Genomic DNA, 15,593 nt, shown 5'->3' on the forward strand with positions numbered 1-15,593 from the left:
AGGGCCCTGAGCTGCACTAACAGTCACCGGCTGGGCGGGACATAGCTGGCTGAGCGTGTTACCCTAGACACAGCGAAAGGGGCTTCGAACCTATGGTTTTCAGTGTCGGCGAGACCGTTGTTTACCCCCACCACGGGGCCGCACTCATCGAGGCAATCGAGACTCGGGTCATCAAGGGCGAGGAGAAGCAGTACCTCGTTCTGCGTGTTGCCCAGGGTGATCTGACTGTTCGGGTGCCCGCTGAGAACGCCGAGATCGTCGGCGTGCGGGAAGTGGTCGGCGAGGAAGGCCTGGGTAAGGTCTTCGACGTCCTCCGCGCACCGCACACCGAGGAGCCGACCAACTGGTCGCGGCGTTACAAGGCCAATCTCGAGAAGCTGGCCTCCGGTAACCCCCTCAAGGTTGCTGAGGTTGTTCGTGACCTCTGGCGGCGCGAGCGCGAGCGCGGTCTCTCGGCCGGAGAGAAGCGCATGCTGGCGAAGGCCCGCGACATTCTGGTCGGCGAGGTGGCTCTTGCGGAGAAGAGCACCAAGGACGAGGCCGAGGTTCTCCTCGACAAGGTCCTCACCGAAGCCTGATCGGCGCTTCATCTCTGAAGATCTCTGCACAGGACCGCGACGTGACCCCGCAGCTCAACGCTCGGGGTGACGTCGCGGTCCTCGTTCCGGCGGCCGGCGCGGGCCTGCGGCTCGGCCCCGGCGGCCCGAAAGCCCTGCGCTTGCTCGCCGGCGAGCCGCTGCTGGTGCACGCGATCCGCCGGGTCGTGGCCGCGCCCTCGGTGCGGATGATCGTGGTCGCCGCTCCGGCCGTCGAGGTCGGGGCCGTGCGCGACCTGCTCGCCCCGGTGGCGCCGGTGACCGTGGTGGCCGGCGGCACCGAGCGGCAGGAGTCGGTGTCGCTGGCACTGGCCGCGGTGCCGGCCGAGATCGGGATCGTGCTGGTGCACGACGCGGCGCGCGCGCTCACGCCGCCGCAGCTGATCGAGTCGGTGGCGGCGGCCGTGCGCGCGGGCAGCCCCGCGGTGATTCCGGTCCTCCCGGTGGTCGACACGATCAAGGAGGTCGGCCCGGGCGAGATCGTGCTCGGCACCGTGGATCGCGGCGTGTTACGCAGCGTGCAGACGCCACAGGGGTTCCGGCACGACGTGCTGGCGGCGGCGCACGCCTCGGCCGCCGGCGCGCTCACCGACGACGCCGGCCTGGTGGAAAAGGCCGGCCTGCCGGTGACCTGCGTGCCCGGCTCCGAGCTGGCCATGAAGATCACCCGACCCCTGGATCTGGTGCTGGCCGAGGCGCTGCTGCACGCAACCTGATCTCGCCACTCCCGCAGCCGTGATCCCGCCGCCCGCAGCCGATCTTGCGGCCGCCCGCAATCTGAACTCGTGGCTGCCCGCAACCTGGTCTCGGGGCTGCCCGTAACCTGATCTCGTGGTCAATCAGCGGGTCGGCATCGGCACCGACGTGCACGCGTTCCAGCCCGGCCGGCCCTGCTGGGTGGCGGGCCTGCTCTGGCCGGGCGAGGTGGGCCTGGCCGGGCACTCCGACGCCGACGTCGCGGCGCACGCCGCCTGCGACGCCCTGTTCGGCGCGACCGGGCTGGGCGACCTGGGCAGCAACTTCGGCACCAGCCGGCCGGAGTGGGCCGGGGCGTCTGGTGCGGCGCTGCTCACCGAGACCGTGCGGCTGCTGCGGGAGGCGTCGTTCGAGGTCGTCAACGTCTCGATCCAGGTGATCGGCAACCGCCCCAAGATCGGCACCCGCCGGGACGAGGCGCAGAAGGTGCTCTCCGAGGCGGTCGGCGCCCCCGTCACGGTCGCCGGCACCACCAGCGACGGGCTCGGCCTCACCGGTCGCGGCGAGGGCTTGGCCGCGATCGCAGTGGCCATGGTCACCGGCCCCTGATCTCCGGCAGGATCACCTCATGACCGTTGCCCTGCCGGAAACCGTCCGCCACCTGATCGACGGCAACACCTTCGCCGTGATCACCACGATCAACCCGGACTCGAGTCCGCAGTCCACCGTCGTCTGGATCAAGCGCGACGGCGACGACGTGCTGTTCTCGACGATCCGCGGCCGCAAGAAGACCCGGAACATGGAGCGCGACCCGCGGGTGTCGCTGTGCGCCTACGACCCGGCGAACCCGTACGTCTACTTCACCGTGGAGGGCACGGTCACGCTGGTCGAGGAGGGCGGCGACGAGCTGATCGACGAGCTGAGCCACAAGTACGACGGAAAGCCGTTCACGCCGACCCCGGGCGCGACCCGGGTGGTCTGCCGCCTCACCCCTACCCGGGTGATCGCCCGCCAGGAGTGATCCCAGCAGCACGCGCTTCATGCGCCAGCGCACGGACTGCGTCGTGGCGATGGACTCGGGCCTCCGGTCTGCGAGGCCGGGTGATCTCGTGGTGGCGGGGAGCGCATAGGCTCGACCCGTGGCCCCCGATCTGGACCCGGAGACGACGCCGGAGGAGTACCGGCAGCGCGCGCTGCTGCTCGCCGACCTGGGCCGCTATGACGAGGCGGCCGGGGAGATCGCGGCTGGGCTGAGCGCGGCGCCCGGCGAGCCGAGCCTGCTGGCCACGCTGGCCCGGATCCATCTGGCGGCGGAGCAGCCGGCCGAGGCGCTGGCGGCCGCCGAGCGGGCGGTCGCGGCGGCACCCGAGACGCTGAGCACGCTGGTGGTCAGGGCGATGGCGCTCACCGACAGCCGGCGCTACGCGGACGCCGCCCGGGTCGCGTCCGACATTCTGCGGCGATGGCCCGCCGACGCGTACGCGCAGCGGACCGGCGCCGCCCTGCTCAGCGAGTCGCGCAACGGCCAGGAGGCGCTCAACGCCGCGTGGAACGGCGTGCGGGTGGCGCCGGCCGAGGCCGAGGCGCACCTGGTCCTGGCCGTCGTCGCGGCGCGGTTGCGGCTTTTCGATCTGGCGCAGCGGGCGTACGCGGAAGCACTTGATCTTGATCCGGCGATCGGGGACGCGCAGACCGAGGTGGGGATCGTCCGCTTCGAGCGGCGGCGCTGGGCGCAGGCCCTGGAGGAGTTGGCCGACGACGCGACGCTGCCGATGCGCGCCGACGGGCCGCTCGAAGCCGGCGGGCCGCAAGGGGTGGATGGGCCGGAAAAGGGGCTAGGGGCCGATGAGCCGGTGCCGGATGACAGCCCGTATCCGAATCCGTTTCCGCGGGCCTACCAGCCGCCCGACCGGCCCGAGCCCGACCTGCCGCCGGCGCGCACATCGGCGAGCTGGGCGGGGGAGGCCGTGGTGCGTCCCAGCGGGCCGGTGCTCGACGCGTCGGGCGAGGAGGCCGCGACGTTCCGGCAGGGCACGCGGATCGCCTCCAACGCCACGATGATCGCGGGCGTGATGACCGCGGCGATGACGCTGGTCAGCGGTGGGATCTCGCGGGCCTGGGCGGGCCTGGTCGGGGTGCTGATCGCGATCGGCGTGGCGGTCTGGCTCAACCGGAAGGTGACCGGCCCACTGGGCGCGGCGCTGAGCCGGCTGCGCGCGGGCGACCGAGGGCTGGCCGCGGCGGTGTATCTGAGCCTGGCCGCGCCGCTGGTGTTCCTGGTGTACACGGCAATCGGGGGCGTGGTGCCGCTGGTCGCCGGCATGGTGCTGGCGGCCGTGGCGGGCATGTCGGTCCTGATCAGGCGCTAGCGCTACGCGCTCGGGGAGGGTCGCGCCGACGGGGTTGCGGGGCGCGGGTTCAAGCGACGTCAGTCCGCGACGGGCTGGCCGAGCAGCGGTCGGTGGGGGCGGCGGGCGGCGATCTCGGCGCGCAAAGTGGGCTCGGCGGCCGTGGCGAGGCCCAGGGCGTCGAGGGCCAGCAGGGCGGCGCCGACGACCGGCGGGGACTCCAGCACGGTGATCTCGACGAGCGGGGCCTGGGCCCGCGCGCCGGCCACCACCTGGTCGTGCAGCTGGGGGTGGCGGGCCCGCAGCACGCCGCCGCCGAGCACCAGCGCGTGCGGGCGGTCCAGCAGGCCGAGCCGGCCCGCGGCCACCCGGTGCTGGGCGAGGATCTCGGCGGCCTGCCGGTCGATCAGCGCCGCGGCCACCTCGTCGCCGGCCGCGGCCACGTCGAACAGCAGCGGCGCCAGCTCGAAGATCCGTTCCGTCGGCAGGTCGCCGAAGTGCAGCGCGATGCCCACGTCCTCGACCGTCGGCAGTCCGAAGTGGTCGGCGACCGCCCGGCTCAGCGCCGTCGGGCGCCCCCGGCCGTCCTCGCCGCGAGCCGCCTCGCGCAGCGCGTGCTCGGCCAGGTCGTGGCCGCCGCCCCAGTCGCCGGTGATCGGGCCGAGCGAGGGGAACCGGGCGGTGCGGCCGTCGGCGGCGCGGCCCACGCAGTTGTTGCCGGCGCCGCAGACCACCACCACGGCGTCGGGCATCGCGGTGCCGGCCCGCAGCATCGCGAAGCAGTCGTTGTCGACGATCGTGTGCCGGGCCCAGCTCTCCGCCTCGATCGCCTGCCGCAGCCGGGTCACCTCGATCGGCAGGTCGGCGCCGGCCAGGTAGACGGCGATCGTCTCGATCGGGGCGCCGAACGGCAGGCCGGCGTCGGCGTGCACCGCGCGGATCAGCCCGGTCAGCACCTCGACGGCGCCGGGCAGGCCGACGTTGTGCGGCGAGGACGTGCCGCCGCGGACGAAGCCGAGGATCCGGCCGGACTCGTCGCCGAGCAGCACATCGGTCTTCGAGTTGCCCCCGTCGACCGCCAGATGGAGCGCTCTCATCGGGCCCACGCGAGATGGTCCCGGCCGGTCGCGATCAGCTTGTCGGCGAGCGCGTCCGCGTACTCGTGCTGGCCGATCAGCGGATGGGCGAGCAGGGCGCGGTACACCCGCTCGCGCCCGCCCCGCAGCGCCGCGTCGATCGCGTACTCCTCGTACCCCCAGACGTGCGTGATGAGACCGGCCAGGTCGGGCGTGACCGGGGTGACCGGCAACGGCGCCGGGCCCTCGAGGCCCGCCCGGGCCGAGACCTCGATGACCGCCTCGTCGGGGAGGAAGGGCAGCGTGCCGTTGTTGCGCACGTTGACACTGTGGACGGAGTGGGAGTCGAGGCCGTGCAGCGAAGCGAGGAGCCCGACCGCGGCCTCGGAGTAGAAGGCGCCGCCGCGCTCGCCGAGGAGGGCCGGCTTCTCGGTCAGGCGGACATCGCGGTACATGTCCAGCAATATCGCCTCGATCTCGGCGACACGCTGCCCCCGCGTCGGGGCGCCGAGCGACTCCCGTACGTGTCGGTCGTGGCTGTAGAAGTAGGAGAGGTAATAGGAAGGAACGTTGCCAAGAGCCGTGATCACGTCGGGTGCGACGTCGACTTCGGCCGATATTTCCGGCAAGTGCGTGGAAAGCAGCGAAGGGAGGCGGTCCACGCCGTCCACATAGGCCGCTCGCTCCCAGGTCAGATGGTTGAGGCCGACGTGGTCCAGGACGACGGCGGACGGTGCGACGCCCAGATAAGAGGCGAAGCGGCGCTGGAAGCCGATCGCCACGTTGCACAGGCCGACCGCGCGATGACCGGCGTCGAGCAGGGCGCACGTGACGATGCCGACCGGGTTGGTGAAGTCGATGATCCAGGCGCCCGGCTTGGCCCGCCGGCGGATCCGGTCGGCGACGTCGAGGACGACCGGGACCGTGCGCAGCGCCTTGCCGAGGCCGCCGGCGCCGGTCGTCTCCTGGCCGACGCAGCCGCACTCGAGCGGGAACGTCTCGTCGCTGATCCGCGCGTTCTGCCCGCCGACCCGCAGCTGGATCACCGCGGCGTCCACATCGGTCACGCCGGCGTCGAGGTCGGTGGTCCAGGTGACCTTGCCCGGGTGGCCGTAGTGGTCGAAGATCCGGGCCGCGAACGCCCCGACGATCTCCAAGCGGGACGACGCCGGATCGATCAGGACCAGCTCGTCGACCATCGAGCCGAGCCGGGCGAAGCCGTCCACCAGCTCGGGCGTGTAGGTCGATCCGCCACCGATGACTGCGATTCTCACTTGAACCCCGTAATCGTGATGCCCTGCACAAACGCGCGCTGAGCGAAGAAGAAGATGATGATCAGCGGAGCCATGGCCAGCACCGTCGCCGCCGTGACCAGGTTCCAGTCGACGTGGTGGACGGTCCGGAACGACGCCAGGCCCAGCGACAGCGTCCACGCCTTCTCGTTCTCGCTCGTGTAGAGCAGCGGACCGTAGAAGTCGTTCCAGCAGTAGAAGAACTGGAACAGGCCGGCGGCCGCGATGCCCGGCTTGGCCATCGGCAGCACCACCCGCAGCAGCGTTCGCCACTCGCCGCAGCCGTCGACCCGGGCCGCGTCGAGATACTCGCCCGGGATCGTGAGCAGGAACTGCCGCAGCAGGAAGATGCAGAACGCGTCGCCGAACAGGGCCGGGATGATCAGCGGCGCCAGCGACCCGGTCAGGCCGTATCGGGCCCACATCAGATAGAGCGGGACGGTGACCACCTGCGGTGGCAGCATCATCACGCAGATGATGACCAGGAACAGCACGTTGCGGCCGCGGAATTTCAACTTCGCCAACGCGTACGCCGCCGGCACGCTCGACGCGAGCGTCAGCACCGTGGAGGTCACCGCGTAGAGGACGGTGTTGAGCAGGTAGCGAGGCATCGGCGTGGCCTCGAAGACCTTCACGTAGTTCTCGGGGTGCCACGTGTTGGGCCAGTAGTCGCTGGTCAGCGCCTGGTTGCTGGTCATCAGCGAGAGCAGCACCAGGTAGGCCACCGGCGTGAGGAACATGACGACCAGCACGATCGCGATGCTGTGCTTGGCGATCCAGGCGAGCGTGTTCTGCTTTTTGACACCCTTGCCGGCGGGATGGATGACCGGCTCGGCCGGGACTTCCAGAACCGCGGCGGTCATGCTGTCTCCTCCCCGGAGAACGCCTTGGCGCGGCGCATCAGGATCACGGTGACCGCGAAGGCGACCACGAACAGCGCGATGGCCAGGGCGTTCGCGTAGCCGAGCGCGTTGTAGCGGAATCCGACGGTGTAGAGCCAGAGCGGGTAGGTGAAGGTCGAGCCCTCGGGATAGCCGAACGACGACGAGATGCCGCCGCCGGTGGTGGCCTGCCCGCTGGCGATCGAGCCGGCCACCGCCGCCTGGTCGAAGTACTGCAACGTGTAGATCACGCCGGTGACCGCGGCGAACAGGATCACCGGCCGGATCGACGGCAGCGTGATCGACTTGAACCGGTGCCAGGCGTTCGCGCCGTCCAGCGACGCGGCCTCGTAGAGGCTCTCCGGAACGCCGAGCACCGCGGCCAGGAAGATCACCATGAGGTCGCCGATGGCCCACAGGCCCAGCAGGACCAGCGACGGCTTGGCCCAGACCGGCGAGTTGAACCAGAGCGGGCCGTCGATGCCCACCTTTTCGAGCAGATGGTTGACCGGGCCGGTGCCCGGCTTGAGCAGGTAGACGAACGCGATGGTGGCGGCCACCGGCGGGACGAGCGCGGGCAGGTAGAACACCGTACGGAAGAAGCCCGCGCCCCGCCGGATCTGGGTGAGCAACATGGACAGCCCGATCGCCCCGATGATCCGGGCCGGGACGAAGATCACCACCATCCACAGCGTGTTGCGTACCGACTGGAGCAGGAACGGGTCGTCCGCCATCCGCTTGTAGTTGTCCAGCCCGACCCACTCCGGCACCGAGAGCAGGTCGAACTTGGTGAACGAGAAGTACACCGCCGAGATCAGCGGGTACAGGAAGAACACCGCGATGCCGATCAGCGCGGGCGCCAGGAATGACAGGATCGTCAAGTTTTTCCGGATGCGCAGGCGGACGGTGCTCATCGGAATCAGCCGCCGAGGGTCATGACGCTGTTGATCTGCTTGTCGGCATCGGCCAGGCCGGCGTCGAGGTCCTTCACCTTGCCGGACTGGTAGTTGGTCAGGAACTGGCCGAACGCCTCCTGGTAGGCCGGGCCGGACGCGGACGGCGGCGTGGTCATCGAGTTCGGGTTGTTGAAGATGTCGATGAACGTCTTGAAGTCGGCGTCACCGTTCAGCGCCGGGTCGGCCGCCGACTTCTGCGTGGTCGGCACGTTCTTGAGCAGCCCGGCCAGCTTGGTGATGGCCGCGTCGTTCGTCGTGAGGTACTTGATCAGCTCCCAGGCCGCCTCCGGGTTCTTCGCGTTCTTGGAGATGCCCATGATGTTGCCGGTCACGTAGCCGCCGCCGTATCGGGCCGGGTCGGCGGTCGGGATCGGCGCGACGCCGTACTTGAGGTTGGGGCTCTGGTCCTTGAGGAACGCCAGCCGGAACTCGGCGTCGATGTTGATCGCGACCTGGCCCTTCTGGAAGGCGTTGTCGGCGCTGAACTCGTCGCCCAGCGACGCCTTGAACTTGGTCAGCTTGTCGTAGCCGTACCAGTCGACCAGGTTCTTCTGCCAGGTCAGGAGCGTCTTCCAGTTCGGGTCGGCGGCCACGGCCGACTTGCCGTCGTCGGTCAGCCACTTCGCGCCGGTGGCCGGGGCCAGGTGGGCGGCCGCGTTCTCGTAGAAGTCGTAGAGCGGCAGGAAACCGACCGACTTGAGGGAGCCGTCCGGGTTCTTGACCGTCAGCTTCTTGGCGTCCTCGGTGAGCTCGTCGAGCGTCTTGGGCGGCCCGGCGATGCCCGCCTTGGCGAACATGTCCTTGTTGTAGTACATGCCGTACGCGTCGGCGAGGAACGGCATCGCGCAGCGCTTGCCGCCGAACTCGGTGTACGACCGGGTCGTTGCGTTGAGCTGGTTGAGGTCGACCTTGTCACGGCTGATGTACGGCGCGAGGTCCACCCACGCCCCGGACGAGCAGAACTTGCCGACGATGTCGGTGGAGTAGGAGAGCCCGACGTCGGGCCCGTTGCCGGCGCCGATGGCCTGGGTGACCTTCGAGTCGTCCTGACCGGACTTCACCGTCACCTTGATGTTCGGATGCGTCGACTCGAAGTCCTTGATGACCTGGTCGATGGCGTCGGCCTCGCGCTCGGTGAAGAAATGCCAGAGCTCGACCGTCCCGGAGACCTGGGTGCCGGGGTCAGCGATCTTGGTCTCTTGCTTGGGCGCGGGCGTGCACGCGGCGGTCAGCAAAACGGCCGTACCGAGGGCAAAAAGGGCAGGGGGTATCCGTTTGTTCACTTCGGCCTCTCAACTGACTCAGTGCAGCGGGGGATCAGCTGTCGCGAATTGCGGTGATCAGGGCTTCGCGGACCGCGGTGAGCCCGGCGTCGAGCGCGCCGAGCAGCACCGCGTCGTCGTCGATGGTGGTGACCGCGATCGTGCTTTCCAGCGGCGCGGTGCGGCGGGCGGCGGCGGTAACCGCGGTCAGCAGCGTGTCGCCGCCGGCCTGGGCGATCGGGCCGGCCAGCACCACCAGGTACGGATCGAGCACGGCGGTAACGGCGGCCAGGCCGACCGCGATCCGGTCGGCCAGCGTGGTGAGGAAGTCACCTGAGGGTTTGGCAGCAGCGGCCCGTACGACATCGGCCGGGGTGTGCCCGGGGATGCCGTTGTCGCGGGCCAGCGCGAGGATGGCCGCGCCGCCGAAGAGGTCTTGCAGGTCGAGCTTGCGGTGGGTGGAGTCGGGTGAGTAGAGCGGCATGTAGCCGATCTCGCCGGCGCCGCCGCGGGCGCCGCGGATCAGCGAGCCGTTGATGTCGATGGCCAGGCCGAGACCGTCCTGGCCGATCCAGAGCAGCGCGAAGCCGTCCACGCCGCGCCCGGTGCCGCGCTTGCGCTCGGCGACGGCGGCCAGGTTGACGTCGTTGTCGACGCCGATGTGGGTGCCGAGCGCCGCGGCGATCTCGGGCACCAGGCCGGCGCGGCCGAAGCCGGGCACGTCCACGTGCCGGATCGTCTCGGTGCGCGGGTCGTACGAGCCGGGGACGCCGAGTTGCACGTGCCGGATCCGGTCGGCCGGCACCAGCGCCTCCTCGCGCAGGCGGGCGACCACGTCGGCCAGCGCGGCGGCCGGCTCGGTCGCGAGGAAGTCGACGCGGGACTCGAAGCGGGCCCGGACCGAGCCGGTGAGGTCGCAGAGCGCGGCGGTGACCGAGGGGGTGCCGCTGGTGCCGATGTCGCGCACCGAGACGGCCGCCGTGTACGCCGCCTCCGGGTTGGCCGCGTAGATCTCGGCGTTCGGCCCCGGCCGGCCGCTGTTGTGACCGACCACGTTGACCAGGCCGGCGTCGGTGAGCCGGCGCAGCACCTCGGAGATGGTCGGGGTGGACAGCGCGGTCAGCTTGCGCAGGTCGGACCGGGTGAGCATGCCCGGGTCGAGCAGGTGCGCGAGCGCCGCGCTCTCGTTCATGGCGCGGAGCAGCTTGGACGAGCCGGCCAGACGCGTCAACGGGGCTCCCGGATGGTGATTGGCAAACTGGCTAACAGTTGCCTCGGACGGTAGGCACGGGCCGGGCGTGTGTCAAGGCCCACTCCGGCAGGACAGACCCTACCCTCGCCATCGACGGGGATTGATAAACCTCTTTAACAGTTGTAGCGTCTCGGTCCAACGCGCGCGCCGTCCCCGAAATCCCCCTCTTCACAGGAGCGCCATGAACCGCGTGAGGACACTCGCGTACGCCTCATTGGGCCTGGTCATCCCCGTTGCAGCCGTCGCCTACGGGCTGCTGCCGGCCAGCGCCGCCACCGCCGGGCCGATCACCGGCATCGGTGGCAAGTGCATCGACGTCGCGGGCGCCGCGACCGCCAACGGCACCGCGATCCAGCTCTACGACTGCAACGGCACCGCCGCCCAGCAGTGGACCGTCGGCACCACCGACGGCACGATCCGAGCGCTCGGCAAATGCATGGACGTCACGGCGGCGGCCACGACGAACGGAGCGAAGATCCAGCTTTACGACTGCAACGGCACTGGCGCCCAGAAGTGGTCCGTCGCCAACGGCGCGCTGGTCAACACCGGGTCGGGCAAGTGCCTCGACGCCACCGGCCAAAGCTCGGCGAACGGCACCCGGCTGCAGATCTGGACGTGCACGAACGCCGCCAACCAGACTTGGGCCATGCCCGGCGGAGCAGCACCCACCACTGCCCCTTCGGGCAAGAACCTCGACGATCCGGCCAAGAAGGACGTCGCCATGCAGATCGTCTCGGCGGCCGAGAACTCCTCGCTCGACTGGCGGGCCCAGTTCTCCTACATCGAGGACATCGGCGACGGGCGCGGCTACACCGCCGGGATCATCGGCTTCTGCTCGGGGACCGGCGACATGCTCGAGCTGGTCCAGGCGTACACGAACACCAAGCCGTCCAATGTGCTCGCCAAGTACCTCCCGGCGCTGCGCACCGTCGACGGCACCGCCTCGCACACCGGCCTCGACCCGAACTTCACCCGCGACTGGCGGACCGCGGCGGCCGACCCGGTGTTCCAGGCCGCGCAGGAGGCCGAGCGCGACCGCGTCTACTTCAACCCGTCGGTGCGCGACGGCAAGTCCGACGGCGTCCGGGCGCTCGGCCAGTTCGCCTACTACGACGCCGCGGTGATGCATGGGTACGAGGGCATGCGGGCGATCCGCAACCGCGCGCTGGCCCGAGCCAAGCCGCCGGCCCAGGGCGGCAACGAGCGGACCTGGCTCACCGCCTTCCTCGACGAGCGGGTCACCGAGATGCGGAAGGAGGAGGCCCACTCCGACACGTCCCGAGTGGACACGGCACAGCGGGTCTTCCTCGCCAACGGCAACCTCGACCTGACCACGCCGCTCGACTTCCAGGTCTACGGCGACGGCTTCCACATCGGCTGAGCTACGGCCAGGTAACTTGTCGGCATGATCGACCTCTATGTCACCGCCACGGTGCTCCTGCTGGCCGTGGCGGTGACAGTGTTGGTGCTGCGCCACCGGGCGCGCTGGGCCGGCGTCGTGCTGATCCTGCTGGCCTCGGGCGGCGTGCTGGTGTCGCTGCAGCACCATCGCTGGCAGCTCGCCCCGCCCATGCAGATCGTCGTGCACGCGTCCGCGTTCCGGATCAGCGGCGGAAACGTGGGCTCGTTCGCCACGTACCGGATCGAGCTGGAGCCGAGCGGCGATCCACCGCGGGCGACCGTCGACGCCAACCTCGCGGTGGTCTGCACCAAGCCGGACTGCTCGGCGCTGGCGATCGACCCGCTCGACCGCGAGGTGTGGGTCGGGCCGGCGAACGGTGATCCGCGCACCGACCGGTTGGCGTGCTTCCAGGACGTGACGTTCAGCGCCGGGCGGCAGGCCATCCAAACCGGACAGAGCTATTGCGTACGCCCGGACGCCACCTTCACCGGCCTGCATACGCTGCGGCTGACCCGCTCGGGCCCGACCCTCGTCGCCGAGACCAGGGGCATCTGATCAAGAGCGGCTCCAGGTCCAGGCGTATCCGGTGTCCTCGACGGACAGTCCCGCCTCGCACAGGTCGAGCGGGCGGAACGTGTCGACCATGACCGCCAGCTCGTCGAACGCCTCGACGCCCAGCGCCCGCTCGACCGCGCCCGGCTGCGGGCCGTGGGTGAAGCCGGACGGGTGCAGCGAGATCGAGCCCTGCTCGATGCCGGAGCCGCGCCGCGCCTCGTAGTTGCCGCCGGTGTAGAACAGCACCTCGTCGGAGTCGACGTTGTGGTGGTTGTACGGCACCGGGATCGCCAGCGGGTGGTAGTCGACCTTGCGCGGCACGAACGAGCAGACCACGAAGTTGGGCCCCTCGAAGGTCTGGTGCACCGGCGGCGGCTGGTGGACCCGGCCGGTGATCGGTTCGAAGTCGTGGATCGAGAACGCCCACGGGTAGAGGCACCCGTCCCAGCCGACCACGTCGAACGGATGGTGGGCGTACACGTGCCTGGTCCAGCCGGCCCGGTGCTTCACGTACACCTCGACGTCGGTCTCGTCGACGTTGAGGACCGAGTCGGGCGCCCGTTGATCGCGCTCGCAGTACGGCGCGTGCTCGAGGAACTGGCCGCGCACGCTCAGGTAGCGCTTGGGCGGGCCGATGTGCCCGGTGGCCTCGATGGTCAGCATCCGCACCGGGCGGCCCTGCGGCACGATCCGGTGGATCACCGACGTCGGGATGATCACGTAGTCGCCGGTGCCGGCCTCGAGCCGGCCGAACGTCGACTCGATGATCGCGGTGCCCTCCTCGACGTACAGGCACTCGTCGCCGACCGCGTTGCGGTACAGCGGGGACGGGCGGTCGGCGATCGCATAGCCGATCCGGACGTCGTTGTTGGCCAGCAGCTGCCGCCGGCCGAGCACCGCGTCGGCCGGACCCTCGTCGAGCTTGTGCGTGCGCAGGTGCCGCGGCTTGAGCGGCAGGTTGGCCGTTTGCGCCGCGGGCGGCGGCGTGAACTCGTCGGCCGACACGATCGCGGTCGGCGCGTGCCGGTGATAGAGCAGGGACGAGTCGGACGAGAATCCCTCCTGCCCCATCAGCTCCTCGGCGTACAGGCCGCCGTCGGGGCGCCGGAACTGAGTGTGCCGTTTGTGTGGCACCTCGCCGACGCTGCGGTAGTACGGCATCGTTGCCTCCCACCTCTGAGAAAAGACCCAGCCGGTAAAATCCGACATAGCGGACGTGGTTGTCCGCTTCTCGAAGCGTCTATTAGGTTCAGTTTCGTGTCAACGCTGGTGCCTCCGCTCTTCGCCGGGCTGGTCGATGACGCGTCCCTGCTCCCACCCAGCTTCACCAGCCTGCCCGATGCCGAGGCCAAGCATGGCGAGCATCGAGCGGCGTGGTTCGCCCGGTTGCTCGGGCCGTTGCTGGTGCCGGCGTCGCTGATCGGCGGCGAGCTGCCGGCCCGGGAGCTGCCGGTCGCGCTCATCGGCGACGTCCCGGTGGGCGCGGTGCCGGCGGCGCTGGAGAAACTGCGGGCGGCCGGGGCCGTGGTCTTCCACATCGAGGTGCCGGTGGCGCGCCGCGGGGAAGATCCGCAACCCGGGCTCACCGAGCTGCGCGCGCTGGCGGGCGCCGACAAAGACCTTGACGTGTACGCGGAGATCCCGCTGAGCTGGGGATTGCTGGGCGCCCTCGACACGGTGGCCGAGTGCCGGGCCGCGGGTCTGCGCCTGGCACCCAAGTTCCGGGTCGGCGGGCTCGCGGCCGAGCTGTTCCCGACCCCCGTCGAACTGGCCGCCGTGCTGTGCGCCTGCCGCGAGCGGGAGCTGCCGTTCCGGCTGGCCGCCGGGCTGCGGCACGCGATCCGGCACACCGACCCCGAGACCGGTTTCACCCATCACGGCTTCCTCAACGTGCTGGCCGCCTCGATCCTCGCGACCGACGGCGCCGAGGTGGCCGAGGTCGCCGAGGTGCTGGCGGCCACGCACCCGCTGCCGCTGGTCGAGCCGGCCCGCATGCGGCGGGACGATCCGCGGCCGCTGTTCGCCGGCTTCGGCGCGGCCAACGTGGTGGAGCCACTCACCGAGCTGGTCCGGCTCGGCCTGATCAACGGGGGACAGCAATGACCTTGTACGGCATCGAAAACCTGCCCTACGGCGTGTTCAGCCGTCCCAACGAGGCGCCGCGCCTCGGCGTACGCCTGGGGTCCTCGGTCGTGGATCTTTCGACGCTCGGCGGCCTGCTCAATCAGCACTCACTCAACCCCCTGATGGCGGCCGGGCGAGCACAGTGGACGGCGGCGCGCGAGGCGATCGTGGCGTTCGTGGCGGCCGCGCCGGAGCGGATCCCGCTGAGCGAGGTCACCCTGCACCTGCCGTTCGAGGTGGCCGACTACACCGATTTCTACTCCTCCGAGCACCACGCGCTGAACGTGTCGGCGATCCTGCGGCCCGACGCGCCCGGCCTGCCCGAGCACTGGCGGCACCTGCCGATCGGCTATCACGGCCGGTCGAGCACGGTGGTGGTGTCGGGCACGCCGATCCGGCGGCCGTCGGGGCAGCTCGGGCCGGGCGTCTTCGGGCCCAGCCGGCGGCTCGACATCGAGGCCGAGGTCGGTTTCGTGGTCGGCGTGCCGGGCCGGCGCCTCGGCACGGCGGACTTCGAGGAGCACGTCTTCGGCCTGACGCTGGTCAACGACTGGTCGGCGCGCGACATCCAGGCCTGGGAATACCGCCCGTTGGGCCCCTTCCTCGCGAAGTCGTTCGCGACCTCGGTCTCGCCCTGGGTGGTGCCGCTAGCCGCGCTGACCGCTGTTGATCACCTGCCGCAGGATCCGCCGCCGCTCGACTACCTCCAGCCCGCCGGACCCGCTTACGACCTGCGACTCTCGGTGGAATGGAACGACACGCGGGTGAGCAGGCCGCCGTTCGCCTCGATGTATTGGACGGCGGCGCAGCAGCTCGCCCACCTGACCAGCAACGGCGCGTCGGTCCGAACGGGCGATCTCTTCGCCTCCGGCACGGTTTCGGGCCCGCGACGCGACCAGGTCGGCTCGTTCCTCGAGCTCACGCTCAGCGGCGCCGAGCCGGTGAAGCTTTCCGACGGCAGCACGCGCGGTTTCCTGGAGGACGGCGACAAGGTGACCATCACCGGCACGACGATCGGCGCGGCCGGCGTAGAGATCGGTTTGGGCGAAGTGATCGGAACGATCCTTCCCTGATTGGCTGGCTCCGCTTCGCTCCGCGGGCGATCGCCTGGTAACCGGTGAGATGGCAGGCGGTTTCCCGCGCTCCGCAAACA

General features: G+C 70.4%; 16 protein-coding genes. 9 read left to right on the plus strand and 7 right to left on the minus strand.

What is annotated here, in order from left to right:
• Positions 1 to 92: 92 nt before the first annotated feature.
• The 5 genes from ACFQS1_RS07585 to ACFQS1_RS07605 all read left to right on the plus strand — a co-directional run bounded on the left by ACFQS1_RS07585 (position 93) and on the right by ACFQS1_RS07605 (position 3,661).
• Complete coding sequence (locus ACFQS1_RS07585; protein WP_030443670.1) at positions 93 to 578, plus strand: CarD family transcriptional regulator; 486 nt, start codon at positions 93 to 95, stop codon at positions 576 to 578.
• 41 nt (positions 579 to 619) lie between these two features.
• Entirely contained in the window at positions 620 to 1,312 is a 693-nt protein-coding gene (gene ispD, locus ACFQS1_RS07590; protein ID WP_378965461.1) for a 2-C-methyl-D-erythritol 4-phosphate cytidylyltransferase, read from the plus strand.
• 115 nt (positions 1,313 to 1,427) lie between these two features.
• A complete protein-coding gene (ispF, locus tag ACFQS1_RS07595; RefSeq protein WP_378965462.1) occupies positions 1,428 to 1,901 on the plus strand; it encodes a 2-C-methyl-D-erythritol 2,4-cyclodiphosphate synthase in 474 nt (157 codons plus the stop codon).
• 19 nt (positions 1,902 to 1,920) lie between these two features.
• A complete protein-coding gene (locus ACFQS1_RS07600; RefSeq protein ID WP_378965463.1) occupies positions 1,921 to 2,313 on the plus strand; it encodes a PPOX class F420-dependent oxidoreductase in 393 nt (130 codons plus the stop codon).
• Between the two features lie 118 nt (positions 2,314 to 2,431).
• Positions 2,432 to 3,661, plus strand: coding sequence for a tetratricopeptide repeat protein (locus ACFQS1_RS07605; protein WP_378965465.1), 1,230 nt, complete (start codon positions 2,432 to 2,434; stop codon positions 3,659 to 3,661).
• A 59-nt stretch (positions 3,662 to 3,720) separates the two neighbouring features.
• On the opposite strand, the gene ACFQS1_RS07610 is transcribed toward ACFQS1_RS07605, so the two are convergent.
• The 6 genes from ACFQS1_RS07610 to ACFQS1_RS07635 all read right to left on the minus strand — a co-directional run bounded on the left by ACFQS1_RS07610 (position 3,721) and on the right by ACFQS1_RS07635 (position 10,338).
• Entirely contained in the window at positions 3,721 to 4,737 is a 1,017-nt protein-coding gene (locus tag ACFQS1_RS07610) for an N-acetylglucosamine kinase (protein WP_378965466.1), read from the minus strand.
• A complete protein-coding gene (locus tag ACFQS1_RS07615; protein ID WP_378965467.1) occupies positions 4,734 to 5,990 on the minus strand; it encodes a family 4 glycosyl hydrolase in 1,257 nt (418 codons plus the stop codon). The genes ACFQS1_RS07610 and ACFQS1_RS07615 overlap by 4 nt, the downstream gene beginning before the upstream one ends.
• Positions 5,987 to 6,871, minus strand: a complete 885-nt coding sequence (locus tag ACFQS1_RS07620; RefSeq protein ID WP_378965468.1) for a carbohydrate ABC transporter permease — start codon at positions 6,869 to 6,871, stop codon at positions 5,987 to 5,989. The genes ACFQS1_RS07615 and ACFQS1_RS07620 overlap by 4 nt, the downstream gene beginning before the upstream one ends.
• Positions 6,868 to 7,803: a carbohydrate ABC transporter permease gene (locus ACFQS1_RS07625; RefSeq protein WP_378965470.1), complete on the minus strand. Its 936-nt coding sequence runs from the start codon at positions 7,801 to 7,803 to the stop codon at positions 6,868 to 6,870. Before ACFQS1_RS07625 ends, ACFQS1_RS07620 begins: the two co-directional genes overlap by 4 nt.
• Positions 7,804 to 7,808: 5 nt before the next feature.
• Positions 7,809 to 9,080, minus strand: coding sequence for an ABC transporter substrate-binding protein (locus tag ACFQS1_RS07630; RefSeq protein WP_378965471.1), 1,272 nt, complete (start codon positions 9,078 to 9,080; stop codon positions 7,809 to 7,811).
• 82 nt (positions 9,081 to 9,162) lie between these two features.
• Positions 9,163 to 10,338 (minus strand): ROK family transcriptional regulator, encoded by a 1,176-nt coding sequence (locus ACFQS1_RS07635; RefSeq protein ID WP_378965473.1) that lies wholly within the window; start codon positions 10,336 to 10,338, stop codon positions 9,163 to 9,165.
• A 202-nt stretch (positions 10,339 to 10,540) separates the two neighbouring features.
• Here ACFQS1_RS07635 and ACFQS1_RS07640 point away from each other — a divergent pair, with 202 nt between their 5' ends.
• Together ACFQS1_RS07640 and ACFQS1_RS07645 are read left to right on the plus strand one after the other, a co-directional pair.
• Complete coding sequence (locus tag ACFQS1_RS07640; RefSeq protein WP_378965474.1) at positions 10,541 to 11,740, plus strand: chitosanase; 1,200 nt, start codon at positions 10,541 to 10,543, stop codon at positions 11,738 to 11,740.
• 24 nt (positions 11,741 to 11,764) lie between these two features.
• Positions 11,765 to 12,316 carry a hypothetical protein gene (locus ACFQS1_RS07645; protein WP_378965475.1) on the plus strand — a complete coding sequence of 184 codons (552 nt, stop codon included), beginning with the start codon at positions 11,765 to 11,767 and terminating at the stop codon, positions 12,314 to 12,316.
• Here the strand turns inward: ACFQS1_RS07645 and ACFQS1_RS07650 are convergent, their stop codons facing one another.
• Positions 12,317 to 13,477, minus strand: a complete 1,161-nt coding sequence (locus ACFQS1_RS07650) for a homogentisate 1,2-dioxygenase (RefSeq protein ID WP_378965476.1) — start codon at positions 13,475 to 13,477, stop codon at positions 12,317 to 12,319. It lies immediately after the preceding gene.
• A 96-nt stretch (positions 13,478 to 13,573) separates the two neighbouring features.
• On the opposite strand from ACFQS1_RS07650, the gene ACFQS1_RS07655 reads away from it, so the two are divergent.
• On the plus strand, positions 13,574 to 14,419 hold the full coding sequence (locus ACFQS1_RS07655; RefSeq protein ID WP_378965477.1) for a hypothetical protein: 846 nt from the start codon (positions 13,574 to 13,576) through the stop codon (positions 14,417 to 14,419).
• Positions 14,416 to 15,513 (plus strand): fumarylacetoacetate hydrolase family protein, encoded by a 1,098-nt coding sequence (locus ACFQS1_RS07660; RefSeq protein WP_378965479.1) that lies wholly within the window; start codon positions 14,416 to 14,418, stop codon positions 15,511 to 15,513. Before ACFQS1_RS07655 ends, ACFQS1_RS07660 begins: the two co-directional genes overlap by 4 nt.
• The last annotated feature ends 80 nt before the right edge of the window (positions 15,514 to 15,593 follow it).

It is taken from the genome of Paractinoplanes rhizophilus (assembly GCF_042664765.1).
GTDB classification, from domain to species: Bacteria; Actinomycetota; Actinomycetes; order Mycobacteriales; family Micromonosporaceae; genus Actinoplanes; species Actinoplanes rhizophilus.

Excerpts from the sequence above, each read along its gene's own strand:
- ACFQS1_RS07585 (WP_030443670.1), top strand. The coding sequence starts at position 93 with ATGGTTTTCAGTGTCGGCGAGACCGTTGTTTACCCCCACCACGGGGCC.
- ACFQS1_RS07600 (WP_378965463.1), top strand. The coding sequence starts at position 1,921 with ATGACCGTTGCCCTGCCGGAAACCGTCCGCCACCTGATCGACGGCAAC.
- ACFQS1_RS07610 (WP_378965466.1), bottom strand. The coding sequence starts at position 4,737 with ATGAGAGCGCTCCATCTGGCGGTCGACGGGGGCAACTCGAAGACCGAT.
- ACFQS1_RS07620 (WP_378965468.1), bottom strand. The coding sequence starts at position 6,871 with ATGACCGCCGCGGTTCTGGAAGTCCCGGCCGAGCCGGTCATCCATCCC.
- ACFQS1_RS07625 (WP_378965470.1), bottom strand. The coding sequence starts at position 7,803 with ATGAGCACCGTCCGCCTGCGCATCCGGAAAAACTTGACGATCCTGTCA.
- ACFQS1_RS07640 (WP_378965474.1), top strand. The coding sequence starts at position 10,541 with ATGAACCGCGTGAGGACACTCGCGTACGCCTCATTGGGCCTGGTCATC.
- ACFQS1_RS07645 (WP_378965475.1), top strand. The coding sequence starts at position 11,765 with ATGATCGACCTCTATGTCACCGCCACGGTGCTCCTGCTGGCCGTGGCG.
- ACFQS1_RS07650 (WP_378965476.1), bottom strand. The coding sequence starts at position 13,477 with ATGCCGTACTACCGCAGCGTCGGCGAGGTGCCACACAAACGGCACACT.
- ACFQS1_RS07660 (WP_378965479.1), top strand. The coding sequence starts at position 14,416 with ATGACCTTGTACGGCATCGAAAACCTGCCCTACGGCGTGTTCAGCCGT.